This is a genomic window from Nocardioides sp. Iso805N, assembly GCF_000364605.1.
In the GTDB taxonomy this organism is placed as follows: Bacteria; Actinomycetota; Actinomycetes; order Propionibacteriales; family Nocardioidaceae; genus Nocardioides.
On record NZ_KB822579.1, the window covers coordinates 19,636 to 43,880 of the forward strand.

Sequence of the window (24,245 nt, forward strand, 5' to 3'; positions counted from 1 at the left end):
CACCATCCGCGGGAGGCACCAGTCCATGTCGCAACCATCCGAGCCCATCGTCGTCGGTGGCCACACCAGGATCCGGCCGTTCAACACGCGTGACACCTATCCCGAGCAGAAGCTCGAGAACGATCTGTGTCAGGCCGTGGTGGCCGGCAACACGGTCTACGTCCGCGGTCAGATCGGTCAGGACCTCGACACCAGTGAGTCGGTCGGGATCGGCGACGTCGAGGCGCAGACGGAGCGGGCGATGGCCAACATCGACATGTTGCTCAGCGAGGCCGGTGCCCGGATGGAGCACCTGGTGAAGCTGACGATCTACATCGTCGACCCGCGCTACCGGGAGACGGTCTACCGCACCATCGGACGCTGGACGCGCGGCGTCCACCCGATCTCGACCGGCATCGTCGTCTCCGCGCTCGCCCGCCCCGAGTGGCTCGTCGAGGTGGACGCCATCGCCGTGATCCCGGACGAGGCGCGATGACCTTCTCGGTGCTGGCGACGGACGGTAGCGGCGCTGTCGGCATGGCCGTCACGTCCTCCAGCCCCGCTGTGGCCGCACGCTGCGTCCACCTGCGTGCGGGGGTCGGCGGCGCCGCATCCCAGAACGTGACCGATCCGCGGCTCGGCACCGTCCTCCTCGACGCCCTCGAGCGCGGGCTGGGCGCCGAGGCGGCGCTGGCCGACGTCGTCACCGACCGCGAGCTGATCGAGCACCGACAGCTGACGGTGCTCACGGTCGGCGGCGAGGCGGCCGCCTACTCCGGGGCGAAGGCGCTCGGCGTGCATCACCATCGCCTCGGGACCGGTGTGGTCGCCGCCGGCAACATGCTGGCCGGCACCGAGGTGATCGATGCTGTCGTCGAGGCCTTCGAACGCTCGTCCGGCGAGCTCGAGGAGCGGCTCCTGACGGCACTTGAGGCAGGCCTCGCCGCCGGTGGTGAGGCGGGACCCGTCCAGTCGGCCGGGCTTGCGGTGGTGCGGCAGGTGCCGTGGCGGGAGACCGACCTCCGGGTGGACTGGAGCGACCGGCCGCTGCTCGAGCTGCGCGCGCTGCTGGAGCGCTGGCTCCCGCAGCGTGACGACTACGTGACCCGCGGGCTGAACCCGGAGGCGGCGCCGACGTACGGCGTGCCGGGGGACGAGTGAGCGCGATGACCGCCGACCTCAAGCAGCACGCACAGCGGGTCGTGACGGGTGACGCCGAGCGGCTGATCCGGCTCTCGGAGACCCTGCACGCCCACCCCGAGACCGCCTGGGAGGAGCACCGCTCGGCCCGGTGGGTGGCCGACACGCTGGCGGAGGCCGGCTTCGACGTCACCCCGGCCTATCTCGGTCTGGAGACGGCCTTCCTCGCCACCTACGGAAGCGGCCCGTTCCGGCTCGGCCTGTGTGCCGAGTACGACGCCCTGCCGGGGCTCGGGCACGCGTGCGGGCACAACCTCATCTCTGCGATCACCGTCGGCGCGGCCCGCGCGCTCGCACCGCTTGCCGACGCCGCCGGCCTGAGGATCGAGGTCTACGGGACGCCTGCCGAGGAGGGTGGGGGCGGCAAGATCGAGCTGCTCGAGCGGGGTGCCTTCTCCGGGCTGGACCTGGCGATGATGGCCCACCCGGCGCCGGTGGACGTGGCCGAGGCCGAGCCGTTCGCGGTGTCGCACTCGCACATCTCCTACCAGGGTCGCGCCGCCCACGCCGCGGCGTACCCCGAGCAGGGTGTGAACGCCGCCGACGCCTTCACGATCGCCCAGGTGGCGATCGGGCTGCTGCGCCAGCAGCTGCCGCCGACCGTGCGCGTGCACGGGGTGATGACCAACGGGGGAGAGGCGCCCAACGCGATCCCGGCCCGCACCGAGGGCCGCTGGTACGTCCGCGCCGAGAGTCTCGCCCAGCTGGGCGAGACGGAGGCGAAGGTGTGGCGCTGCTTCGAGGCCGGTGCGCTGGCGAGCGGAGCCGCACTCGAGATCATCCCGGAGAGCAAGCCGTACGCCGAGTTCCGCACCTTCCGGCCGGCGCTGGACGCCTACGTGCGCAATGCAACCGAGCTGGGACGCGTCTTCGACAGCGGGACCCCGGCCCGGCGGATGAACCGGGCTTCGACCGACATGGGCAACGTCTCGCAGGTCGTCCCGGCGATCCATCCCTACGTGGGCATCGCGTCGCTCCCCGCGCTCAACCACCAGCCCGAGTTCGCCGCCCACTGCGTGGGCGGCGACGCGGAGCGGGCCGTCCTCGACGCCGCCACCGCGCTGGCCTGGACGGCCCTGGACGTCAGCGCCGGCCGCCAGGCGGACGCCGCACGATGAACGCCGGCGGGGCCGAACGGCCGAGCCCCGCCTCGTCGTGGTGGCTCACACGAGACTCATCGCGCCCATCCCGGCAAGCATCAGCGCCCCGGCACCCCAGCCGAGCGGACTGCGCCGGGGGGTGAGGAACCAGCTGACGAAGATCCAGCCCAGCACGACCGTGACCACGACAAGGAGCGGCGAACCGGTGCCGCCGGCCTGGGCCGACATGTCCATCGCCCCGCTCATGGTGCCGCTCACGGTGTCGCTCACCCCGGCCGACGCGGTGCCACCCCGATGGTCCATGCCGGTCATCGACCACGCTGCAGCGACCAGCATCACCGCACAGGCGACGGAGTCGATGGCCGTCGCTCGACGCGCGTGGTCGCGGTGCCGCAGCACCACGAACCCGACGGCGCACAGCACCGCGGCGATGGCGACGACGGCCACCTGGCTTCCCATCCAGAAGCCGAGGGCGACCATCGCCGCCAGCATCACCAGGTGAGCCGCTCGGCTCGCCCGGTCGCGCGCGTGCACCAGCATGACCGCGGCAGCGAGCAGGCAGGTCGCCGTCGGCAACAGGTGCGTCAGTGGCATGTCCCGCTCTCCCCGTGGGCGCCCTGCGACTCGGACGCGCAGTGGGCACCGCGCGGGCGAGGCGCGTCGAGGGCCGGGTTGCGGTCGAAGAATCCGGCAGGCTTGAGGGTGAAGCCGGTGTAGTCGACCGGCATGATCGGCCAGTCCTCCGGTCGCGGGAAGTGCGTGAGCCCGAAGGTGTGCCACACCACGATGTCGGTGCCGTCGATGTCGCGGTCGGCCTGCGACCAGGTGTCGATGCCGGTGGTGCCGGCGTTCTGGTTGACGAAGCGGCCGGAGGGATAGCGCTCGGACTCGTCCTGCGCCGTGACCCACAGGTGCTTGGTGGTGAAGGCGGCGCGCCGGGCGATGGAGGAGGTGGGGTCGGCGAGCAGCGTCGGCTGCCCCTCGGGGTGCAGGGTGTAGCCGACCGGCTGCCCGAGCGCGTTCGCGACGCGTGGGTTGACCAGGTGCCAGGTACGGCCGACCGACCCGTCCGCGAGCCGAGCACCCTCGGCCTCGGTGCGCAGCCGGGTCGCCTTGCGGGTGAAGGCGTTGCCGTACGGGTTCTCCGAGGAGATCGGCACGCGGACGGCGTCCACCTCGTCGACGGCGTTGCCGACGCCGTCGATCATCAGGTCCAGGCGGGCGGAGAACAGGTGCTGGTGGTACGGCGCCCCCACGCCCGGAGCGATCTCGCTCGCCCAGGGGTATCCCTCGCCCGGGTAGGCGGAGGCGAACACGACACCGGTGGCCTTGCACTCGAGCTCGATGGTGCCGTCGAGGTAGAGGTACCAGTAGAAGCCGTAGTCGTAGTTGCCCACGGTGATGAAGAACGAGATCACCAGCCGGCGCTGACGGCGGGTGGAGCTGGTGCCGTTGTAGGCGTCGGTGTGCTTCCACAGCACGCCGAAGTCCTCCTCGTGCATGCAGATCGCGTTCTCGATCCGCCGAGGACGGCCGTCGTCATCGGCGAGCACGGCGTCGAAGTAGTGGATCTCGCCGAGGCAGTCGCAGCCGAGCGCAAGGGAGTTGGCCTCCTTGCCCAGCGAGTACTCGCCGGCGTCGAAGTAGTTCTGCCAGAAGCGGACCGGCGAGGGATCGCCGTACGGCACGACCATCTCGGCCACCGAGGCCCGGTAGACGATCGGGCGCACCCGGCCACCCTGGCTGAGGTCACGGAAGCCGAGCTGGTGCAGCGTCAGGCCCTCGACCTGGTCGAAGCCGACCCGGAACTCCCAGTTCTCCCAGCGGACCAGGTCACCCTCGAGGGTGAAGCTGGCGCCCTCGGGCTGGGTGATGTGGATCGGCCGCTGTGACTCGCGCTGGGGCGAGATGCCCGGGCCGGCCTCGAAGTCGGCCCGCTCCATCGGGATCGGGAAGTCCCCCTCGTCGATCAGCTCGACGACCTCGGCGGTGTTGAGGTCGACGTAGGCCACGATCCCGTCGATCGGGTGCGCCCAGACGTTGTCGTCGTCGTCGAGCTGCAGGAACGACAGGCATCGGACCAGTCGTCGGCCCTCCTCGCCGGGGAGCTCGAAGTGCCCGGCGCTGAGCGCGGAGATGCGGATCCGTTCGGGAGCGGTCAGACCGCGCCGTGCCATCGCCTCGCACCAGGCCGGGTCGTTCCACAGGATCCGCTCGACCAGCTCGAACTCCTCGCTCATGATCGGCGGCTGGCCCTCGGTGAGGAGGTCCACGGCGCGTCGCTCGACCACCCGTTGCTCGCTGAGGGAGGTGACGACCTCGGTCACCCCGCCGTCGGCGCGGTCGAGCAGCACCGAGCGCACCCGCCGGTCCCACTGCTGGCCGGGCTGCCAGGCCAGCACGTCGGCCTTGCTCGGCTCGTCGAGCTGGACCAGCGGGAACCGGGTGGCCGCGCCGATCAGGCCGGCCTGCTCCAGGATGCTGCGGTTGAGCTCGATCTCCTCCGCGCCGAGCCGGTCGAGTGGGTGCGTCGGGTGGCCGCCGGCAGCAGGCGTCCCGGGGGTCGGGGCCGTCGTGCCGATGTCGGCACCGGTCTCGGTGTGGGCGATGGTGCTCATGCCAGGGCACTCCTGTCGTCGGTGGCGTCGGGTGCAGCGCCTGAGGTCGGGTGGTCGTGGGGTACGGCGCGGCGCACCGGGGCGCCGAGGATGTAGCCGACGATGCCGAGGACCAGCAGCGCCACCAGGGTGCCGATGGTGAAGAGCTCGAACGTGGTGCGGCTGACGCCCCAGGTGCCGGTGAAGTCGTAGTCGGTGCCGAAGAGCGGCTCGAGGGTGCCGGGGAAGACAGCGACCCAGGAGCCGAGCAGGATCCAGGCGAAGCAGAGCCAGCCCATCAGGCTGAATCCGCGGTCGGAGACCGGCACCCGGAAGGGGCGTGGGCGCTGCGGGTCGACGCGTCGCAGCTTGATCGCCGCCGGGATCACCAGCAGGTAGGAGAGCAGGAACGTGGTGATCGCGATGGTCAGGACGACCGCGAAGATGGAGCCGGCGTGCCCGGTCAACTGCATCGCGACGAGCATGAAGACCGTGGCGACCACGCCGGAGAGGAAGTTCACCCGGACCGGAGTGCTGAGCTTGCGGTTGAAGACGCCGAAGAAGCCGCCGAAGAAGGCACCGTCGGCTGCTGCGATGGCCTGCATGCGGTCCGAGATGATCATCCAGGACGCGCCCTGGGTCATCAGCACGAAGACGAGCAGCACCGAGAGCACCTTGAGCATCGCGTCGGCGGCTCCGCCGTACACGCTGAAGACGGTCGCGGTGGCGTCGAAGAACCCGCCGATGCCGCTGATCTGCGACTTCGGGACCACCAGCAGGATCGCGAAGATCGGCAGCAGGTAGCAGGCGGCCGCGGTGCCGCTCGAGCGCAGGATGCCGAAGGGCACGTCGCGGGCCGGGTTCTTCATCTCGCCGGCGGCGCTGTTGCCCGACTCGAAGCCGAGGTAGGCGAAGAGGAGCAGGGGCGTCGCGCCGAACAGGCCCGCCCAGGTGGGGGAGAAGTCGCCGAGCGAGAGGTCCACGACGCCGTTCTTCATCGCGTAGACAACCGTGGTCAGCACGAAGATCACCAGGATCGCGACCTTCATGATGGCGCCCACGGTGGGCAGCCACTTGCCGTAGCGCAGGCTGACGATGGCGGCCAGCACGGTGAGCCACACGAAGACGAGCTTGAACGTGTAGTCGGCGAACGAGCCGTCGGAGATGTGGCTGAGGTTGACGTTCCAGCCCTCGGTGGCCAGGAACGCCATCGAGCCGCCCACCCAGACCGGCTGTGTGACCCACGTGAGGATCGCGGCGAGCGCCCCGGCCTTGCGGCCGAACGCGTCGCGCACCCAGGTGTAGGCGCCGCCCTCCTCGGTGAAGGCGGCTCCGGTCTCGGCGAAGATGAGGCCGTAGGGGATCAGGAAGAAGAGCGCCAGGACGAGGGTCCAGGTGAAGGCCTCGGCGCCGTAGGAGGAGACCGCGCCGAGGGTCTCGAGGCCGACCACGGCGGCGATCAGTAGGAACACCAGGTCGAAGCGGCCCAGGGTCTTGAGGAGCTTGGACTCCTGTTCCTGGGCGAGTGCGGTGGGTGTCGCGGACATCTGCTTCCTCCGGGTCGGGCGGGGCGGGTCAGCCGTGGACGGCGACTCCGTCGACGTAGGTCGCAAGGACCGAGATCGACGAGAGTGCAGTGGTGGGGACGGTGAAGGGATCCTGGTCGAGGACCACGAGGTCGGCAGCGGCCCCGAGGGACAGTCTCCCCGTCTCGAGCCGCGCGGCGCGGGCAGCGCCGGCGGTGGCGGCATGGAAGGCCGTCGCCACGTCGATCCCCTCCTCGGCGAGGAGGGGGACGGTGCGGGCGTGCTCGTCCTGCGCGTGGGGGTCCGCAGCCGGTGCGGTCCGGTTGACCGCCACGTGGATGCCCCACAGGGGGTCGGGGCTCGACACCGGCCAGTCCGAGCCCATCGCCAGCGCCGCGCCCGCGTGGTGCAGGCTGCCGAAGGCGAAGTGGTGCTCGCGCTGCGCCGGGGTCAGGTAGGGCAGCTTGGTCTCGACCAGGACCCTGTCCTCGCGCGCCCACAGCGGCGAGACGTTGGCCATCACACCGAGCTCGGCGAAGCGGGGTACGTCGGTCGGGTCGATGAGGTCGATGTGGGCGATCTGGTGGCGGGCGTCATGGCGCGGCTCCGCTGCCGCGATCGCGTCGAGGCACTCCCGAACGGCGCGATCGCCGACCGCGTGCAGGTGCAGGTCGAAGCCGCCGCCGATGAGTGCGACAGCGACCTCGCGGAGGGTGTCGGGGTCGACGAAGCTCAGGCCGCGTTCGCCGGGGCGGCCGTGGTAGTGGTCGATGACAGCGGCCGTGAGGTTCTCGCAGACGCCGTCCTGCATGATCTTGACCGCGCTGGCCCGGAAGTTGGACCAGGTGCGGCTCTCGGCACGCCGCGCCCGCAGGCGGTCGATCTGCCCGAGGTCCTCGTCGAGGGCCCACCACAGGGCGCCGGTCACCTTGCCGGTCAGGAGGCCGGCTTCGCAGACGGCCCGATAGACCGGATACAGGTCCGGCATACCGAGCATCTCGCCGACCGCGGCGTCCTGCCAGCCGACGATGCCGAGCGAGTGCAGGTGGCGCTGCGCCTCCAGCAGGGCGGCGACGAGCTCGTCGCCGCTGGGCTTGGGCACCAGGTCGGTCACCAGATCGGCGGCCGACTCCATCAGGAAGCCGGTGGCCCGGCCGTCGTGATCGCGGTGGATCCGGCCGCCGGCCGGGTCGGGGGTGGAGTCGTCGATGCCGGCGCGGCGCAGTGCGGCGGTGCTGACCCAGACGCCGTGGGCGTCGTGGCTGACGAGCACTGCCGGCCGGTCACCGACGAGGGCGTCCAGCTCACTCGCGGTGGGGAACCCGCCGGGGAAGACGTCGCCGTACCAGCCGGAGCCGATGAACCACTCGCTGTGCCCGGCGTCGGGTCCGGCGCTGGGTCGAGCGCTGTGCTCGGCGATCCGGCGGCGGTAGGCGTCCAGGTCGTGGAGGTCGTCGAGGTCGCAGCGGATCCGGTTGAGCCCGGCCATCACCGGGTGGACGTGGGCGTCGACGAAGCCGGGCGTGACAGCGCCGGTGAGGGCGATGACCTCGGTCGCGGGGCCCACGAGCGCGTCACAGGCAGGGCCTCCCAGGCCGACGACGATCCCGTCGCGCACCGCGATGGCGTCCGTGGGTGCGGTGTACGCATCGGGCCGGACGACGCCACGCAGGACGAGGTCGGCCGGGCGTTCGTGGTCGCCTGTCACTGCTGACTCCTCACCTAGTTCTTTGATGCCGATCGCAACGAATGTGATCAAGGCCATGTCATCGCAGCGCAAATTCGGTGTTAGGGCAATGTTTCGTAAGCGCTGATTCTTTGATGCGGGTCATAGATAATTCCGGCATGGCACGACCGAAGGACCAACGTGAGCGTCGCGGCGACCTCGTCCGAGCGGCGACGCGGGCGATCGCCGAGACCGGTGTTGCCGGCCTGCGCGTCCGTGACGTGGCTGCCCAGGCAGGGCTCTCGCCGGGCCTGGTCTCCTACTACTACCGCACGCTGGACACGCTCGTCCTCGACGTGCACGCCGACGCCGTACGCCGCTTCTACTCGGCCCGCCGTGAGGCCATCGACCAGCTCGACGACCCCCTCGCGCAGCTCGCCGAGCTGGTCCGGCGCGGCACTCCCGACGGGCCCGACGACCTGCTGTGCCGGGTGCTCTACGAGCTCCACGTCCACGCGGCGCGCAGCATGCCGCACGCGGCGCTGATGAGCTCGCTGTGGGAGCAGGAGGTCTCCCTCTACGAGCTGGTGCTCGCCCGCGGCGTGGAGAGGGGCGACCTCGCGCTGCGCAGCACGCCGCGGGAGATCGCCGAGGCGGTGGTGGCGCTGGAGGACGCCGTGGGCCTGCACGTGGTCGCGCACAACCCGGCGATGACGGCTGACCGGGCACGCACGCTGGTCCAGCATCTGGTGGAGCGCGAGATCGGTCGTCCGCTGGGCTGTTGAGGGCGGGCTCGCCACCACTGCGACCTGCCCCGCCCGCTCCTGGCCCACCCGGCCCACCCCGTCGAGGGTGAGGCCGCGCCACCCCTCTGCCCGCCATCGTGGGGTGACGTGCCGTGCCTGCCGGCGCGGGAGGAGGTGTCATGGCGAGGGGTAACGCCGACGCCGCTGCCACCGCGGTGGCAGCCGGATCGGGGATGGTGCTGCTGACCCTCGCGTCCGGGCAGTTCCTGATGACGCTCGACAGCTCGGTCATGAACGTCTCGATCGCGCAGGTCGCCGCCGACGTCGGTACGACGGTGACAGGTGTGCAGACCGCGATCACGCTCTACACGCTGGTGATGGCCACCACCATGATCACGGGCGGCAAGGTCGGCACGATGATCGGGCGGCGAAAGGCCTTCGCCATCGGCTGCGTCATCTACGGCGCCGGCTCGCTGACGACCGCCCTGGCTCCGAACCTCGGTGTGCTGATCCTCGGCTGGTCGGTGCTCGAGGGGCTCGGGGCCGCGCTGATCATGCCCGCGATCGTGGCCCTCGTCGCGTCGAACTTCGCCCCCGAGGGGCGCCCGCGCGCCTACGGGCTGGTGGCCTCGGCCGGTGCCATCGCGGTCGCGGCCGGGCCCCTGATCGGTGGCCTGGTGACGACGTACTGGACGTGGCGTCTGGTGTTCGTCGGCGAGGTCGTCGTCGTGATCGTGATCCTGGGTCTGACCCGGAGGATCCGGGACGACGGCGTGATCGGTGAGCGGGCGCGCCTCGACGTCGTCGGCATCCTGCTCTCGGCCGCCGGGCTCGGGCTCGCGGTCTTCGGGGTGCTCCGCTCCGGGGACTGGGGCTGGGTTCGGCCCAAGGCGGGTGCCCCCGACCTGTGGGGCGTCTCCCTCACCCTCTGGATGATCGCCGGCGGTCTTCTCGTGGTCAGGCTCTTCACCTGGTGGGAGTCGTGGATGAGCGCCCACGGCCGTGAGCCCCTGATCGACCTGGCGCGGCTCCGCAACGCCCAGCTCGTCGGCGGCCTCACGATGTTCCTGTTCCAGTTCCTGCTGCAGGCGGGCCTGTTCTTCACCATCCCGCTCTACCTCTCCGTCGCGCTGGGGCTCAGCGCCCTCGACACCGGGATCCGCCTCCTTCCCCTGTCGATCACCCTCCTCCTGGCCGCGCTGGGCATCCCGCGGCTGTGGCCGCAGGCGTCGCCGCGCCGGGTGGTCGCCCTGGGGCTGGCGGCGTTGCTCGTCGGGATCCTGTCCCTCATCGCCGCGCTCGACGCCGGGGCTGGGCCCGAGGTGGTCACCGTCCCGCTGCTCTTCGCCGGACTCGGTGTCGGCGCGCTCGCCTCCCAGCTCGGCGCCGTCACGGTCTCGGCGGTCCCGGACAACCTCAGCGGCGAGGTCGGCGGCCTGCAGAACACCTTCACCAACCTGGGCGCCTCCCTCGGGACCGCGCTCGCGGGATCGGTGCTCATCGGCGCGCTGACGACGAGCTTCCTGCAGGGCATCGAGGCGAACCCGGACATCCCGAAGAGCGTGGTCGAGGGTGCGAACACCGAGCTGGTCGGCGGCATCCCGTTCGTCTCGGACGCCGATCTGCGCGCCGGTCTCGCCGACGCGGGCATGCCCAAGGACGAGACGAACGCGATCGTCGAGGAGAACTCCTCGGCACGCCTCGACGGCCTGCGGACGAGCCTGGCGGTTCTCGCGCTGATCGCGGCGCTCGCCATCTTCCTCACCCGGCTGCTCCCGACGCGGCCCGCCGGCCGCTCCTCGCAGGCCTGAGGCCGCCGACACCATCGACTCACTCGATGTAGACCGTGGATTTTCTGTGATGGACAGATAGCTGTGCTCCGCCCGAGGGTGGGGGAACTCACAGGCGACAACGACGTGGCCCCCGATGATCGCTCACCTTCGAGGAGCACCCATGGACACGACCACCACCTCCGGCCCGACGGCCGCGCGCAGCGAGGCGCTCGAGCAACGGACGATCGAGCACATCCCCGTCGACGAGCGACACGGGCGGGCACGTCAGCTGTTCACCATCTGGTTCGGCTCGAACATCATGCTGCTGACCATCGCCACCGGCGTGATCGCGACGGTCGGCTACGGCCTGCCGGTCTGGGCGGCGGCCCTGGCGCTGGTGATCGGCAACGTCGTCGGCGGCGTGGTGATGGCGCTGCACGCCGCCCAGGGCCCGCAGATGGGCGTCCCGCAGATGCTGCAGACCCGCGCACAGTTCGGCGCCTACGGCAGCCTGCTCGTGGTCACCATCGTGGTGGTCATGTACACCGCCTTCTTCGCCTCCAACATGGTGCTCGGCGGCCAGGCGCTCGCCGACCTGACCTCGATCGGGGAGACGCCGGGAATCGTGCTGGTGGGCGTGCTCGGGGTGATCGGAGCCATCTACGGCTATCGCGTCATCCACGCGATGGCGGGCCTCTTGAGCGCCCTCGCCGGGCTGGCCCTGGTGCTCGCGTTCATCATGCTCTTCGTCGTCGTGGGCATGCCGTCCGGCGCGATGTCGGCCGGCTCGTTCGGCTGGGCCGGCTTCATGGGGACCATCTCGCTGGCGGCACTGTGGCAGATCGCGTACGCGCCGTACGTCTCGGACTACACCCGCTACATGCCCAAGGACACCGGTGTGCGCTCGGCCTTCTGGGCGACGTACTCCGGTTGCGTGCTCGGATCGCTGTTCCCGATGCTGCTCGGTGCTCTGGTCGGCGTCGCCTGGCCGACGGTCGACACCGTCACCGAGGTGCACCGCGCCGGCGGTGACATCGGCGGAGTGATCCTGGCCGTCTTCGCACTCGGCATCGCCGCGACCAACGCGATGAACCTCTACTGCGGTGCGCTCTCCACGTTGACCATCGGCCAGACGCTGCGGCCGCGCTGGCAGCCGCGTGCCGGGACCCGCACGGTGGTGTGCGTGGTGATCTTCGCGGTCGCGCTGGTGATCGCGATCGCCGGCAAGGGCGACTTCCTCGACAACTTCGAGAACTTCATGCTCCTGCTGCTGTGCGTGCTGATCCCCTGGACGGCCGTCAACCTGGTCGACTACTACCTGATCCGGCGCGGCGAGTACGACATCCCCTCGCTCTTCGAGCCCGACGGCGGCATCTACGGCCGGATCAACGTGCCAGCGGTCGGCTGCTACCTGCTCGGCATCCTGATCCAGATCCCCTTCCTCTCCAACGCGCTCTACACCGGTCCGGTCGCCAAGGCACTCGACGGCGTGGACATCTCCTGGATCGTCGGCCTGGCCGTGATCTGCCCCGTCTACTACTTCTGGGCGCGCGCCACCACGGCCTCCCGGGAGCGGATCGCGGCGGAGCCGGTGACCACGGTGGGGGAGCAGGCGTGAGCGAGCGGAGTCATCGGGACTGGGCGGCCCTGGCCGAGCGGATCGAGGTCCCGGCGCTCGCCTGGATCGAGGGCCCGGTCGCGGCGCTGTCCGGCGAGACCCGACCCTCGGTCGACCCGGCGACGGGACGTGTGCTGGCCGACGTCGCGGAGTGCGGCGTGGCGGACGTGGACCTGGCGGTCGCATCGGCCCGCCGGGCCTTCGACGACGGCCGATGGTCGCACGCGCACCCGCGCGAGCGCGCCGCCGTACTGACGCGGTGGGCCGAGCTCGTGCTTGCCAACGCCGACCAGCTGGCTGCTGGACAGCCTGGACGCGGGCAAGCGGATCGTGGACACCGCGACGATCGACGTGCCCGGCTCCGCCGCCATCCTGCGCGGGTACGCCGAGAGCCTGGATAAGGTGTACGGCGAGGTCGCTCCGACCGGACCCGGCGACCTGGCCGTGGTGACCCGCGAGCCGCTCGGCGTCGTCGCGGCGGTGGTGCCGTGGAACTACCCGCTCGAGATGGCGGTCTGGAAGCTGGCCCCGGCCCTCGCGGCGGGCAACAGCGTGGTGTTGAAGCCGGCCGAGGAGTCGCCGTTGTCGGTGCTGCGACTGGCGGAGCTGGCAGCCGAGGCCGGGCTGCCCGCGGGCGTGCTCTCGGTCGTGCCGGGCAGCGGTCCGGTGGTCGGTGCGGCGCTCGGCAGGCATCTGGACGTCGATGCCGTCACCTTCACCGGGTCCACCGACATCGGACGGATGTTCCAGGGCTACGCCGCCGCCTCGAACATGAAGCAGGTGTGGATCGAGGCGGGCGGCAAGAGCGCCGTCGTCGTCCTCGACGACGTCCACGACCTCGACGCGGTCGCCGCCGGCGTCTGCGCCGGCATCTTCACCAACGCCGGCCAGGTCTGCTCGGCGACGTCGCGGCTGGTGATCCAGCGGGGGGTCGCCGACGAGGTGATCGACCGCGTGGTCAAGCGGGCGGCCGCCGTGGCGGTGGGCGATCCGCTCGACCCGGCCACCGAGATGGGGCCGCTCGTCAGCGAGCGCCATGCCGAACGCGTCCTCGCGCTGATGCGGCGAGGCGCGCAAGAGGCCGGCGAGACGGTCGGCGGCGGCCCCCTCGAGGGTGCACCGACAGGCAGCTTCGTCCGACCTCAGGTGCTGATCGGCGTCGGTCCGGAGACGGACATCGCCCGGACCGAGGTGTTCGGCCCGGTGCTGGCGGTGCAGGTGGTCGAGGGCGAGCAGGAGGCGGTCGCGGTGGCGAACGGGACGCCGTATGCCCTGGCCGCAGGGCTGTGGACCGACGACCTGCGCCGTGCCCACCGGGTGGCGCGCCGCCTGCGTGCCGGGACGGTATCGGTCAACTGCGTCGACGCGCTCGACGTGGCCACGCCGTTCGGGGGCTTCGGGCACTCCGGGTACGGGCGCGACCTGTCGCTGCACGCGCTGGACAAGTTCACCGGTCTTAAGACGACCTGGTTCCACCATGGCTGAGCCGGATGCGCTCGGCCGCCACGCCCACGACTACCTCGTCATCGGCGGCGGTACGGCAGGCGCCCTGCTCGCCACCCGCCTCGCGGAGGGCGGTCTCGACGTCGCCCTGGTCGAGTGGGGGCCTGACGACGAGCACGAGCCGAGGGCCCGGGAGCTGCGCCGCTGGGACGAGATGCTCGAGGGTGAGTACGACCTCGACTACCGCTCGAAGCCCAACCTGCGCGGCAACTCCGACATCCGCCTGGCCCGGCTGCGCATCCTCGGCGGCTGCTCGACGGCGAACACGATGATCACCTGGCGCCCGCTCCGCGAGGATCTCGAGGAGTGGGTGCGGCTCGGCGCCGTCGGGTGGGACCCGGGGACGGTGCTGCCCTACTACGAGCGGCTGCGGACGCCGATCCATCCGGTGGCGCGCGAGGACCGCAACCCCTTCGTCGCGGACGTGATCACCAGCGCCGCCACCGCACTCGACCTGCCGGTGCGGGAGCGGTGGAATGACGGCCGCCTCGAAGAGTCCGCCAACGGCGTCGGGTTCTTCGAGGTCGGCTACACCCCGGAGACGAACCTGCGGTCCTCCACCTCCATCCACTACCTGCACCCGGCACGGGCGGCGGGGACGGGTCCGGAGGTCCTGACCGGGCTGCGGGCTGTCGGTCTGCTGCTCGCCGGTGAGACACCGCGGGCGGTCGGCGTGCGGGTGCAGGACGAGCACGGCCTCGAGTTCGAGATCGATGCTCGCGCCGAGGTCATCCTGTGCTGCGGTGCCATCGACACCCCGAGACTGCTGCAGCTGTCCGGGATCGGGCCGCGCGCCGTCCTCGAGGCGGCCGGTGTGCCGGTGCGCATCGAGCTGCCGGGCGTCGGGGAGAACCTCCAGGACCACGTCGAGGGTCTCGTGCTGTGGGAGGCGAAGCAGACGCCGCCGCCGGTCCGCGCCAGCGGTTGGGACGCCGGCGCGATGGTCAGCCTCGGTCCGGAGAACCGACCCGACGTGATGATGCACTTCCCTGTCGAGCCCTGGGCCGTGCAGGCCGAGCGCTACCTCGAGGAGCAGGGTGCGCCGGCCCTGCCGGAGCGGCTCCTCGCGATCGCGCCCAACGTCGCCAGGCCGCGCAGTCGCGGACGGACGTGGATCGAGTCGTCCGACCCGCACGCCGCGCCGGCCATCGACTACCGCTCGTTCACCGACGAGGAGGGGTACGACGAGCGGACGCTGCTCGAGGGCGTCCGCCTGGCCAGGCGGATCGCTCAGGAGGAGCCGATGCGCTCCTGGGTCGGCGAGGAGGTCTTCCCCGGAGCCACCGTGGTGGCGGACGAGGAGCTGTCGGCGATGGAGCGGGCGATCCACCAGACCGTTTACCACGTGAGCGGGACCTGCCGGATCGGCCGCAGCGACGACCCCGGAGCGGTCGTCGACAGCGAGCTTCGCGTCCACGGTGTCGCCGGGCTGCGGGTGGTGGATGCGTCGGTCCTGCCCACCCTCACTGCGGTCAATCCGGTCGGGACGGTGATGGTGGTGGCCGAGCGCGCGGCGGACCTCGTGCTGGCGGAGGCCTCGGTGCTCGAGGGGATCTGACGGCCCGCGCACGCTCGTCGGGGCGGCGGTCGCACAGCACGCGGGCTACCGTGCACCTTCTCAGCACCCCGCCGATGAGGAGACGCCGTGACCCGCGACCGCACCGTCCGCGCCGACGCCCGCGCCAACCGGCAGCGGATCGTCGAGGCGGCCGCGATGCTGTACGCCGAGGTGGGACCCGACGTCTCGTTCAACGCGATAGCGCAGCGCGCTGGCATCGGCAACGCGACGCTCTACCGCCACTTCGCCAGCCACGACGAGCTGCGTCAGGCCGTCTACCTCGCCCGCGTGCACGAGTCGGCCGTGCTCCTCACCGAGCTGGCTGCGACCGACGACCCGGCCGCCGAGCTGTCCCGCTACCTGACCTGGACGTTCGAGACCGCCGACCTCTCGCTGATCGGCCTCGGCATGGCCCACGGCGTGCGCTCGGAGGAGGTCGAGGAGGAGGTCGCCCGGGTCAAGGGCCTGTTCGACGACCTCGTACGCCGCGCGCACGACGCCGGCGTACTGGGCGAGGGGTTGTCGCGCACGGACGTGCTGGTGGCAGCGGCCGCGCTGATCCACGTGGCGCGGCACGAGGAGGTGCCCGTCGAGCGCGGCGCGACCTTCCTCGAGGTGGTGCTACGCGGCCTCGGCCTCACCGAGTGAGGAGCGCGGTGTGCGCGCCACCATCCGCGTCGCAGGCGCGGGGCGACGGCGACGATGGGTCACCAGCCACGAGCCCAGCACGATCGCCTGGCCGATGATGACGTCGATCGCCCAGTGGTTGGCGGTGGCGACGACGACCACCGCGGTTCCCAGCGCGTAGACGACGCCGAGGGTGCGCAGCACCCGGGACCGAGTAGCACTCCAGATCGCGAGCGCCACCCACAGCGCCCAGCCGGCGTGCATGGAGGGGAAGGCGGCCAGCTCGTTGGTCAGGCCGCCCAGTCCCTTGGGCGCGGAGGCGTCGGCACCCCACCAGCCGGAGTTGGCGTGCAGCGCCATCACGTCGGTGAAGCCGATGATCATCCGCGGCGGCGCCGTCGGCATGGTGAGGTAGAACCCCAGCGCGATCGTGGTGGCGAGCGCCAGGGCGCGGCGTGCGGGCACGTAGACGTCGCGACTGCGGCGGAACAGCCAGAGCAGGACGCCCGCGGTGACGACGTAGTGCAGGCTCGCGTACCAGTAGTCGGCCATCAGGCCCAGCCAGCCGTGCATCGTCGCTATCCGGTTGAGCCACTGCTCGCCCGGCAGGTGCAGGGAGCGCTCGATGCGTTCGAGATCGGTGGCCCGGGTCAACGCCTTGGGCAGGTTGCCGTCGGCCAGCGTGCGCGCCGCCGAGTAGCCGACGTACAGCAGGCCGATGATGGTCAGCTCGCGCAGCGCAGGCGCGAGCCGGGTTCGGAGCCGATCCATCGTGTGCCCTTCCTGCCGCCAGTCCATGGGGACAAACGGGGATGTTATCCCCGGATATTCCTCGGATGGGGTATCCGGGCCCTTCGTACCCGTTTGACGCTGATCACATCGCGTAGGCTCGCAAGCATGGGTCGCCAGCTTCGACCCCTTGGGGCCGTCATCGCGTTGACGTCGTCAGCGCTCCTCCTCGGCGCGTGCGGGGGCGACGTCGATAGCGGCCAGCCTGCAGCGACGAACGCCTCGACAGGCTCGGCGAACGAAGGGTCGCCGACGGCAGCAGTGTCGACGGCCTCCTCCGGTCCGACAGCACCGCCGGCGAGCGCACCCCAGGCCCGCAAGGCGAAGTCTCGGGTGAAGGTGCTGCACACGATCGCCCACGGCATCCAGGTGCCCTGGGGCATCGCCGAGCTGCCGAGCGGCCGGGTCCTGGTGGGTTCGCGTGACAACGGCCGGATCTACCGCCTCGACGTCAAGGCACGCACGCGTACGCCGGTCGGCACCGTCACGGCGTCCGTCTCCAACGTCGACGTCGGCGGCGAGGCGGGGCTGCTCGGACTCGCTGTCTCGCCGAGGTTCTCGACCGATCACCGGGTCTACGTCTACTACTCCACCCACCGTGACAACCGGATCGGCTGGATGACCTATCGGGGCGGCCGGCTCGGCCAGCCGCACCTCATCCTGACCGGCATCCCGCACGGCGTGCACCACAACGGCGGCCGGATCGCGTTCGGCCCGGACGGCATGCTCTATGCCGGCACCGGCGAGACCATGGTCCCCTCGCTGGCGCAGAAGAAGTCTTCCCTCGGCGGGAAGGTGCTGCGGATGACGCCGTCGGGCAAGCCGGCGCCGGGCAACCCGTTCGGCACGCTGGTCTACACCTACGGCCATCGCAACGTCGAGGGGCTCGCCTTCGACCCGCACGGGCGGTTGTGGGCCTCGGAGTTCGGCGACCACACCGCCGACGAGCTCAACCTGATCCGCGCCGGGCACAACTACGGCTGGCCCGCCACCCAGGGCAAGACGTCGAACCCGAAGTACACCAGCCCGGTCGCGCAGTGGGGGACCAGCGTGGACTCGCCCAGCGGCATCGCCTACGCGAACGGTGCCATCTGGATGGCTGCGCTCAAGGGCGAGCGACTGTGGCGGATCCCGCTCCACGGCACCAAGGCAGGCAAGCCGCGCGCCTTCCTGGTGGGCAGGTATGGGCGACTGCGCAGCGTGCTGGCGCTCGGGCCGCACCGGTTGCTGGTGACCACCAGCAACCGCGACGGACGTGCCACGGCGCGCCGGGGCGATGACCGGGTGCTGCTGCTGAAGGTGCGCTGAGCAGCGCCCTCTGCGTCCTCAGCGCGATGCCGGTGTCACGGTGGGCTCCAGCGTGAGAGCCAGGCGAGGGCACGACCGGACGGCCAACCGGGCCGAGGACAGCTCCCGCACGGTGAGATCGCGGCCGTCGATGATGGGGAAGCCCCACTCGTCGAGTGTGATGCGCTCGGAGAGGAGCCGCGCGCACAGCCCGTGCCCGTCGCAGCGGGTCCAGTCCACCTGCAGGTGCTTCACCGTGGTCCTCCCAGCGGAAGCGCACTGAGCACGGGACGGCCGCAGCCGCCGCCGCGCTCGTGTCGGGAGAGGTCCTCGGCATACGCCTGCAGGCCCGAGGCGACGAATCGCGCGGCACCGTCGGGGTGGCTGCAGGCTCCGCGTCCCGGCACCAGGCCGAGTCGGCGGCGGAGCCCGGCGGTGTCGGCGCGCTGGCCCCTGGCCAGGGCGGTGAGGTCGCCGGCGATGGCGGCCAGGCCGAAGACGCACGGTCCGCACTGGCCGACCGACTCGCCCGCCAGCCACGCGGCCACCCGCGCGATCTCCCCGATCGGACAGGTCGTCTCGGGGAGGGTCGCGACGACGCCCGCTCCCCAGCCGATCCCCGCGGCCCGTAGGGCCGGCCGCTCGATGCGCAGGTCCGTGGCAGCGGTCCAGCTGCCGTGGTAGCCGCCGATCAGCAGCGGCCGCGAGGTGCCGACGAGGCTGGCCAGGGTGGTTCCGTGCGGGACCTCGACGACGCTGGTGCCGTGATCGGGCGTGTGCACGCTCACGAGCGTGGTGCCCGGCTCCGCTGCGGTGCCGACGCTGGCGAATCCCTCGGGACCGTGCGCGGCCAGCAGCGCCAGCTGGGCGAAGGTCTCCACGTTGGAGGCGAAGGTCGGCCGTCCACCGACGCCGCGGACGGTGGGGAGCACGCGCCGCCCGTTCGGTACGGCGGGGCGTTGGTCGAGCCCGTTGACCAGAGCCTGCACCTCGCCACCGACGAACCCGTTCTCCGTGTGCACGACCCGCACCCGGCCACCGGCACCGCGCTGGTGGCTCGCGGCCTGGAGCGCCGCGACGCTGCTTGCGTCGGCCACGGCGAGCACGACCTCGCGGCTGTGCAGCGCACCGGCGACGAGCAACGCACCGTCGAGGACCAGACCGGGGACGCAACGCATCAGCACCCGGTCCTTCCAGCTCGCCGGCTCACTCTCGCTGCCGTTGACCAGGACCGTCGCGCCACGCCCGACCGATGCCAGCTTGGCGGCGACGGGGAAGGCGGCGCCGCCCCTGCCGAGCAGCCCGGCAGCGCGGGCCGCCTCCACCAGCCAGCGCTGATCGCGGGCGGGCACGGCAGGGGTGTCGCCGGCCAGCAGTCGAGCGGTGCCCACGACGTAGACCGGCGGCGTCGCCTGGGCGGAGGGCGTGATCGTGGCGGTGCTCATCGGCGGACTCCTGGGGTTGAGGTGATGGCGGTGAGGCGACGGTGGCCACGAGGGTCGAGGACGCGCCGTGGTCGTACGGCAAGGCGTTGGGTGAGCGTCGCTGCCACGGCGACGGCACAGACGGCGTAGACGGCGATCGCCCACGCCTGTCGGGTGTCGCTGCCGCCGAGGACGCCGTGCAGCATCGCCAGCCCCCAACCCACGTAGGCCGAGCTGTGCACCGCGCGCCAGGCCCGGTCCGTGTGCGGGAATCTGGCGAGCGCCCCGCGAGCGGCTCCCGAGACGGAGGTGAGCGCGACGGCATAGAGAGCGAGCGTCCCCAGTGCCATCGCAACCGCGCGGTAGCCCGCCGTGAACGGGAGCAGGGCGCCACCGAGCGAGACAGGCACGTAGGCGTCGAGGACCACGCAGGCGAGGTGCAGGACCAGCAGCACCAGTCCGACCAGGGCGGTGGAGCGGTGCAGCAGCTGGCGCACCATCCGTCGGTCGAGGCCCTGGGCCGTTGCCGTCCCGTGCGTGCTCAGCGCCCCCAGCGCCGTGGCGGCGGTGAGGACGACCAGCGCGCTGAAGCCGAGACCGCGCATCAGGTACCAGAGAGTCACGATGCCACCGCCGGCGCGGCGCCGGGCCAGGCACCGCAGGTGGTGAGCGTGCCGTCCTGTGCGACCAGGCGCGCGCCGTACCGGTGCGAGGCGAGGGCGGCCTCGGCACCGTCAGCGTCGACGAGCATCCAGGTGGAGACGACGTTCGCGGACAGTGCGGTGGGCGCCCAGACCGTCGCGGTCCGCCAACGGGTCCGGGCCGGTTGACCGGTGTGAGGGTCGAGCACGTGGTGGCACTCGCCACCGGCCGTGTCGCGCCAGCGTCGGCCGAGGATCGAGGAGGTGGTCAGGGCACCGTCGCGCGGTACGACGCTCTCGCTGGGGCCGTCCTCGGTCTCGGCCACCTCGACCTGCCAGCCGCCGGCCGGCGTGCCCAGCACGGCCAGGTCGCCGCCGAGGGAGACCAGCGCAGGTCCGGTGAGCCGACGACGGAGCCGGCGGATCGCCTCGTCGACGGTCCAGGCCTTCGCTGTCGCGCCGAGGTCGAGGCCGACGCCTGCCGGTAAGCCGACAAGGGAGAACGCTCGATCGATCCGCACATCGCGCCACGAGTGCCGGCGTACTCGGGGCACGGCGGGGGAGGCCGGGCGCCGGCGGACGTCGGCGATGTCCGCGTCGTACCCGTTGGCGACCAGGTCGGCGGCCAGGGTGGGATCGATCGCACCCCCGGTGTCGCGGGCCACCTGGCGGCCGAGCGTGATCAGACGCAGCGCCAAGGGTGACACGGCGGTCATCCGTCCGGCGCGGTCGTTGATCCGGGCGAGGTCCGAATCCTCGCGGAACCGGCTGACGGCGGCGTCCACCTCGGCGATGACGTGATCCACGATCGTGACCGCCAGGTCGAGGTCTCGCCTCGCCGCGGTCACGCGCATCGTGCAGGACCAGTCCTGCCAGGTCATCGTGTCGATGTCGGAGGTCATGACGCGTGGCTCGAGCCGTGCGAGGACTGACCGGTCGACTGGCTGGTGGACTGGCTGTTCGACTGTGTGGAGTCGGAGCTGCTGCCCGTGTCGCTGCTGCCCGTGTCGCTCGAGCCGTCGGTGGAGCTGAAGGTCTGGTCCTGGGAGGTCTGGTCCTGCGTCGTGGTCTGGCTGCTCGACGTGGACGGCGTATCCGTCGTGGTGGTGCCGGTGGTGTTGGTGGTCATAGCGGCGGCGCCGTGCCCGGCCGTCACGGCGACCACCGCGGCGGTGGCACCGGCGCCACCGGCGATGATGCCGGCCAGGTAGCGCCGGGAGCGGCTGAGGATCCGGGTGCGAGGGTTGGTCTCGGTGCTCATGGAACGAGCCTCGCTCGCCGTGCGCTAGGCCTTCCTCAGCGGAGGTTCAAATCAACGTCAAGAGTTGGTGAGAGCCGGCTGAGGGTCGGTCTTGAGGACGAGCCTGACACCGTGGGCGACCGGGTCCTGGAGCAGGTGGAGGGATCCCCCCGACGCCTCGGCGGCCGCCCGCGCGATGTCCAGGCCGAGGCCCGTGGAACCGCGGTCGCTGCGGCCCCGCTGCAGCGCTGTCGCGGGGATGCCGGGACCTTCGTCGAGTACGTCGAGGTAGGCGCCGTCGGTCGTCTGGGTCAGGCGGACGGTGAAGGCAGTGCCCTCCGGGGTGTGGGCCACGACGTTCTCCAGCAGGGCGTCGAGTGCCGCGGAGAGGTCCTCCTCGGCCGTCCGCACCCAGACCGGCTGGTCGGGCACGCTGAGCGTCACCGGGCGGCCCTGGTCCTCGGCCAGCGGAGTCCAGAACGTGGCCCGCTCGCGCACCACGGCGCCCGCCTCGCAGCGTGGGTGCAGCCCCTCGCGGACCGGCCGCCGCGCGGCCTTGATGAGCTGGGTCAGGGAGCGTTCGAGCAGGGCGACCTGCTCCTCGAGGTCGTGGGTCCTGGCTCCGGGCGGCAACGCCTCGACGGCCAGGCGTACGGCGGTGAGCGGTGTGCGCAACCGGTGGGAGAGGTCCGCCGCCGCCTCCCGCTCCTGCAGCAGCAGCTCGTCGATCCGGTCCGCGAGGGCGTTGAGCTCGATGGCGACCCGGGCGACCTCGTCCGGACCTCCGACCGGCGCACGGGCCTCGAGGCGACCACTGCTGAGCGCGACGGCCGTCTCGGCGGTGCGCTGCAGGGGTCGTACGAGGCGCCGCGCGGTCAGGTCGGCGGCGAGCCAGGCCAGCATGATGAGCACCAGGGAGCTGCCACCGACGATCAGGTAGCGCTCCCTGATCGTGTCGGCGACCGAGTCGTCGGTGACCAGGGAGAGCACCTGTGCCACGCCCTGATCGTTCTGGGCGAGCACCTGGACCACCCGGCCGCCGTCGACGTCGAAGGTGCGAGCGGTGGAGACCTGGCCGAGGTTGTCCTGATCGTGGTCGCCGTGCACATCCGGAGCGCGCTGCTGGGGCAGCTGGCCCAGGACGCTGGAGTCGAGACCGGCGCCGAGCACGTCGCCGTCACCCATGATCACGGTGACGGGGGTGTTCCCGCGCTCGTTCAGGCGGGTGAGGTAGGACTTGAGGAGGTCGTCGTCGACCTTGCCGGTGCTGATGTAGTCGGCAGCGCTCTGCGCCGCGTCGGTCGCATGGCGGGCCGCGTCGCCGTACGCGCTGGACCTCAGCAGCAGGGCGATCGGGACCGCAGCCAGGACGACGACGAGCGTGGCGACCCCCACGGCGAGCGCGATCACGCGCGAGCGCAGGGTGCCGAACAGTCTCATGCCGGCTCGACCAGCTTGACCCCGACGCCGCGCACGCTGATCAGGAACCGAGGCTCGGCGGCGGTCTCGCCGAGCTTGCGACGCAGCCACGACAGGTGGACGTCGACGGTGCGATCGGCTCCGCCCCACGGCTGCTGCCACACCTCGGTGAGCAGGGCCTGCTTGCTGACCACCTCGCCGCGTCGCTGCATGAGCAGATGCAGGAGGTCGAACTCCTTGCGGGTGAGCTCGAGAGGAGTGCCGTCCAGCACGACGGTCCGCCCGACCGGGTCGAGCACCAGGCCGCCGACCACGAGGCGCTGGTCCTCGTCGACGGGGACGCGGGTCCGTCGGAGCACGGCCCGGATCCGGGCGTCCATCTGCGCCGCGGAGAACGGCTTGACGAGGTAGTCGTCGGCGCCGGCGTCGAGGAGCCGGATGACCTCGGTCTCGTCGTCACGGGCCGTGGCGACGATGACCGGCGCGGCCTTGAGCGCGCGCGTCACCTCGAGCACGCGTGAGCCGTCGATGTCGGGGAGTCCGAGGTCGAGCAGGACCACCTCGTGGTTGTGCGAGGTGATGGCGGCCATCGCCTCGGCACCGGTCGCCACCGGCGTCACGACATGTCCCAGCTGGGTCAGGGCGCGACTCAGTGCGATCCGGATGGCGCTGTCATCCTCCACCAGCAATACGTCGGCCATGCCCGAAGGCTACTGACCGACTGCGGCGACAACGTGCGGCTTGAGCCGGATTTGAGGCTGCCTTGCACCGTGGCTGAGGCTTCGGGACCGGCCGAGCGGCTGACGGCTCGGCTACGGTGGCAAGCATGGGAGTGCGGAGCTATCTCGTCGCCCAGGTGGCCACGGTGGTCGCGACCGATCGTGCTCTGCGCACCGAGGCGCCGGGAACGATCGACTCGGTGCACGACGCCCGCGTCGCCGTACGCCGGGTCCGCAGCGTGCTCCGGGTCTTTCCCGAGCTGTCCGACGATGCCATTGTCGAGACGCTGTCGTCCTGGTCGGACCGACTGGGTGCCGTGCGCGAGGCCGAGGTGCTGGCACAGACCCTGACGCCGGCGTGCTCGCCCGCCCTGTGGGAGTGGGTGGCGCCGCAGGTCGCGGCCGAGCGAGCCGCGGCCCTGACGGCGTTGGGCACGGAGCTGAACACTGCCGAGCACCGCGAGCTCCTCGACGCCCTGGAGGCGCTCGCCCTGCGCCCGAAGGAGCACAGGCTGCACAAGAGCCGCCGGGTCCGGCACGCCGACAAGGTGGCCGACAAGCGGCTGCGCGCAGCCGGTGAGGACCCCGAGCAGCTGCACCGCGCCCGCAAGGCGGCCAAGCGGGCGAGGTACGCCGCGGAGGCGGTCGGGGATGCCGAGACCGCCAGCCGGTGGGAGGACGTGCAGGACGCCTTGGGTGAGCATCATGACTGCGTGATCGCGCTGCGACGGCTGGACGGCGTACCGGCGGGGTTGGCGGGCGACGCGGAGGACGCGCGGAGCTCGCTGCGCGACCGCGCCGCCGCCGCGCTGGGTCGGCTCTGAGGCTGACGTG

At 71.6% G+C, this 24,245-nt stretch carries 24 protein-coding genes; 12 read left to right on the plus strand and 12 right to left on the minus strand.

Features of this window, described 5'->3' with window-relative positions:
* The first annotated feature begins 25 nt into the window (after nucleotides 1-25).
* Genes H036_RS0112060 through H036_RS0112070 form a run of 3 tightly spaced genes read left to right on the plus strand, consistent with a single transcriptional unit; the run spans nucleotide 26 to nucleotide 2,297 of the window.
* Nucleotides 26-475, plus strand: a complete 450-nt coding sequence (locus H036_RS0112060; RefSeq protein WP_017935042.1) for a RidA family protein — start codon at nucleotides 26-28, stop codon at nucleotides 473-475.
* Nucleotides 472-1,140 carry a DUF1028 domain-containing protein gene (locus H036_RS0112065; RefSeq protein WP_017935043.1) on the plus strand — a complete coding sequence of 223 codons (669 nt, stop codon included), beginning with the start codon at nucleotides 472-474 and terminating at the stop codon, nucleotides 1,138-1,140. Before H036_RS0112060 ends, H036_RS0112065 begins: the two co-directional genes overlap by 4 nt.
* Nucleotides 1,141-1,145: 5 nt before the next feature.
* Nucleotides 1,146-2,297 (plus strand): M20 family metallopeptidase, encoded by a 1,152-nt coding sequence (locus tag H036_RS0112070; protein ID WP_017935044.1) that lies wholly within the window; start codon nucleotides 1,146-1,148, stop codon nucleotides 2,295-2,297.
* Between the two features lie 45 nt (nucleotides 2,298-2,342).
* On the opposite strand, the gene H036_RS0112075 is transcribed toward H036_RS0112070, so the two are convergent.
* The 4 genes from H036_RS0112075 to H036_RS0112090 are packed head-to-tail and all read right to left on the minus strand — an operon-like array spanning nucleotide 2,343 to nucleotide 8,110.
* Nucleotides 2,343-2,873 (minus strand): hypothetical protein, encoded by a 531-nt coding sequence (locus H036_RS0112075; RefSeq protein WP_017935045.1) that lies wholly within the window; start codon nucleotides 2,871-2,873, stop codon nucleotides 2,343-2,345.
* Nucleotides 2,864-4,897: a primary-amine oxidase gene (locus tag H036_RS0112080; RefSeq protein WP_017935046.1), complete on the minus strand. Its 2,034-nt coding sequence runs from the start codon at nucleotides 4,895-4,897 to the stop codon at nucleotides 2,864-2,866. Before H036_RS0112080 ends, H036_RS0112075 begins: the two co-directional genes overlap by 10 nt.
* Entirely contained in the window at nucleotides 4,894-6,423 is a 1,530-nt protein-coding gene (locus tag H036_RS0112085) for an APC family permease (RefSeq protein WP_017935047.1), read from the minus strand. Before H036_RS0112085 ends, H036_RS0112080 begins: the two co-directional genes overlap by 4 nt.
* Nucleotides 6,424-6,451: 28 nt before the next feature.
* Nucleotides 6,452-8,110 carry an amidohydrolase gene (locus H036_RS0112090; protein ID WP_017935048.1) on the minus strand — a complete coding sequence of 553 codons (1,659 nt, stop codon included), beginning with the start codon at nucleotides 8,108-8,110 and terminating at the stop codon, nucleotides 6,452-6,454.
* A gap of 137 nt (nucleotides 8,111-8,247) precedes the next feature.
* On the opposite strand from H036_RS0112090, the gene H036_RS0112095 reads away from it, so the two are divergent.
* The 7 genes from H036_RS0112095 to H036_RS24430 all read left to right on the plus strand — a co-directional run bounded on the left by H036_RS0112095 (nucleotide 8,248) and on the right by H036_RS24430 (nucleotide 15,913).
* A complete protein-coding gene (locus tag H036_RS0112095; protein ID WP_017935049.1) occupies nucleotides 8,248-8,853 on the plus strand; it encodes a TetR/AcrR family transcriptional regulator in 606 nt (201 codons plus the stop codon).
* Nucleotides 8,854-8,993: 140 nt separating this feature from the next.
* The gene (locus H036_RS0112100; RefSeq protein ID WP_017935050.1) at nucleotides 8,994-10,625 is read left to right on the plus strand and encodes an MFS transporter; all 1,632 of its coding nucleotides are present in this window, start codon (nucleotides 8,994-8,996) and stop codon (nucleotides 10,623-10,625) included.
* 142 nt (nucleotides 10,626-10,767) lie between these two features.
* On the plus strand, nucleotides 10,768-12,204 hold the full coding sequence (locus tag H036_RS0112105) for a purine-cytosine permease family protein (protein ID WP_017935051.1): 1,437 nt from the start codon (nucleotides 10,768-10,770) through the stop codon (nucleotides 12,202-12,204).
* On the plus strand, nucleotides 12,201-12,605 hold the full coding sequence (locus tag H036_RS26135; RefSeq protein WP_332308795.1) for an aldehyde dehydrogenase family protein: 405 nt from the start codon (nucleotides 12,201-12,203) through the stop codon (nucleotides 12,603-12,605). Before H036_RS0112105 ends, H036_RS26135 begins: the two co-directional genes overlap by 4 nt.
* The gene (locus H036_RS22680; protein ID WP_332308799.1) at nucleotides 12,556-13,689 is read left to right on the plus strand and encodes an aldehyde dehydrogenase family protein; all 1,134 of its coding nucleotides are present in this window, start codon (nucleotides 12,556-12,558) and stop codon (nucleotides 13,687-13,689) included. Before H036_RS26135 ends, H036_RS22680 begins: the two co-directional genes overlap by 50 nt.
* Nucleotides 13,682-15,265 (plus strand): GMC family oxidoreductase, encoded by a 1,584-nt coding sequence (locus H036_RS0112115; RefSeq protein ID WP_017935052.1) that lies wholly within the window; start codon nucleotides 13,682-13,684, stop codon nucleotides 15,263-15,265. Before H036_RS22680 ends, H036_RS0112115 begins: the two co-directional genes overlap by 8 nt.
* A gap of 87 nt (nucleotides 15,266-15,352) precedes the next feature.
* Nucleotides 15,353-15,913, plus strand: a complete 561-nt coding sequence (locus tag H036_RS24430) for a TetR/AcrR family transcriptional regulator (RefSeq protein WP_017935053.1) — start codon at nucleotides 15,353-15,355, stop codon at nucleotides 15,911-15,913.
* Here the strand turns inward: H036_RS24430 and H036_RS22690 are convergent.
* On the minus strand, nucleotides 15,887-16,663 hold the full coding sequence (locus tag H036_RS22690; protein ID WP_157417322.1) for a phosphatase PAP2 family protein: 777 nt from the start codon (nucleotides 16,661-16,663) through the stop codon (nucleotides 15,887-15,889). The genes H036_RS24430 and H036_RS22690 overlap by 27 nt on opposite strands.
* Before the next feature lie 126 nt (nucleotides 16,664-16,789).
* Between H036_RS22690 and H036_RS0112130 the strand changes: the two genes are divergently transcribed.
* Entirely contained in the window at nucleotides 16,790-17,989 is a 1,200-nt protein-coding gene (locus H036_RS0112130) for a PQQ-dependent sugar dehydrogenase (RefSeq protein WP_026145991.1), read from the plus strand.
* Between the two features lie 18 nt (nucleotides 17,990-18,007).
* On the opposite strand, the gene H036_RS0112135 is transcribed toward H036_RS0112130, so the two are convergent.
* Genes H036_RS0112135 through H036_RS0112165 form a run of 7 tightly spaced genes read right to left on the minus strand, consistent with a single transcriptional unit; the run spans nucleotide 18,008 to nucleotide 23,393 of the window.
* Nucleotides 18,008-18,223: a ferredoxin gene (locus H036_RS0112135; RefSeq protein ID WP_017935056.1), complete on the minus strand. Its 216-nt coding sequence runs from the start codon at nucleotides 18,221-18,223 to the stop codon at nucleotides 18,008-18,010.
* Nucleotides 18,220-19,413: an NADH-ubiquinone oxidoreductase-F iron-sulfur binding region domain-containing protein gene (locus tag H036_RS0112140; protein WP_017935057.1), complete on the minus strand. Its 1,194-nt coding sequence runs from the start codon at nucleotides 19,411-19,413 to the stop codon at nucleotides 18,220-18,222. The genes H036_RS0112135 and H036_RS0112140 overlap by 4 nt, the downstream gene beginning before the upstream one ends.
* Nucleotides 19,410-20,015, minus strand: coding sequence for a hypothetical protein (locus H036_RS22695; protein ID WP_017935058.1), 606 nt, complete (start codon nucleotides 20,013-20,015; stop codon nucleotides 19,410-19,412). The genes H036_RS0112140 and H036_RS22695 overlap by 4 nt, the downstream gene beginning before the upstream one ends.
* On the minus strand, nucleotides 20,012-20,935 hold the full coding sequence (locus H036_RS22700) for an FAD:protein FMN transferase (protein WP_017935059.1): 924 nt from the start codon (nucleotides 20,933-20,935) through the stop codon (nucleotides 20,012-20,014). The genes H036_RS22695 and H036_RS22700 overlap by 4 nt, the downstream gene beginning before the upstream one ends.
* Nucleotides 20,932-21,294: a hypothetical protein gene (locus H036_RS24435; protein WP_017935060.1), complete on the minus strand. Its 363-nt coding sequence runs from the start codon at nucleotides 21,292-21,294 to the stop codon at nucleotides 20,932-20,934. The genes H036_RS22700 and H036_RS24435 overlap by 4 nt, the downstream gene beginning before the upstream one ends.
* A 57-nt stretch (nucleotides 21,295-21,351) precedes the next feature.
* Entirely contained in the window at nucleotides 21,352-22,713 is a 1,362-nt protein-coding gene (locus tag H036_RS0112160) for a HAMP domain-containing sensor histidine kinase (RefSeq protein ID WP_017935061.1), read from the minus strand.
* A complete protein-coding gene (locus H036_RS0112165) occupies nucleotides 22,710-23,393 on the minus strand; it encodes a response regulator transcription factor (RefSeq protein ID WP_017935062.1) in 684 nt (227 codons plus the stop codon). The genes H036_RS0112160 and H036_RS0112165 overlap by 4 nt, the downstream gene beginning before the upstream one ends.
* A gap of 125 nt (nucleotides 23,394-23,518) precedes the next feature.
* Between H036_RS0112165 and H036_RS22710 the strand changes: the two genes are divergently transcribed.
* Nucleotides 23,519-24,235 carry a CHAD domain-containing protein gene (locus H036_RS22710; RefSeq protein ID WP_017935063.1) on the plus strand — a complete coding sequence of 239 codons (717 nt, stop codon included), beginning with the start codon at nucleotides 23,519-23,521 and terminating at the stop codon, nucleotides 24,233-24,235.
* The last annotated feature ends 10 nt before the right edge of the window (nucleotides 24,236-24,245 follow it).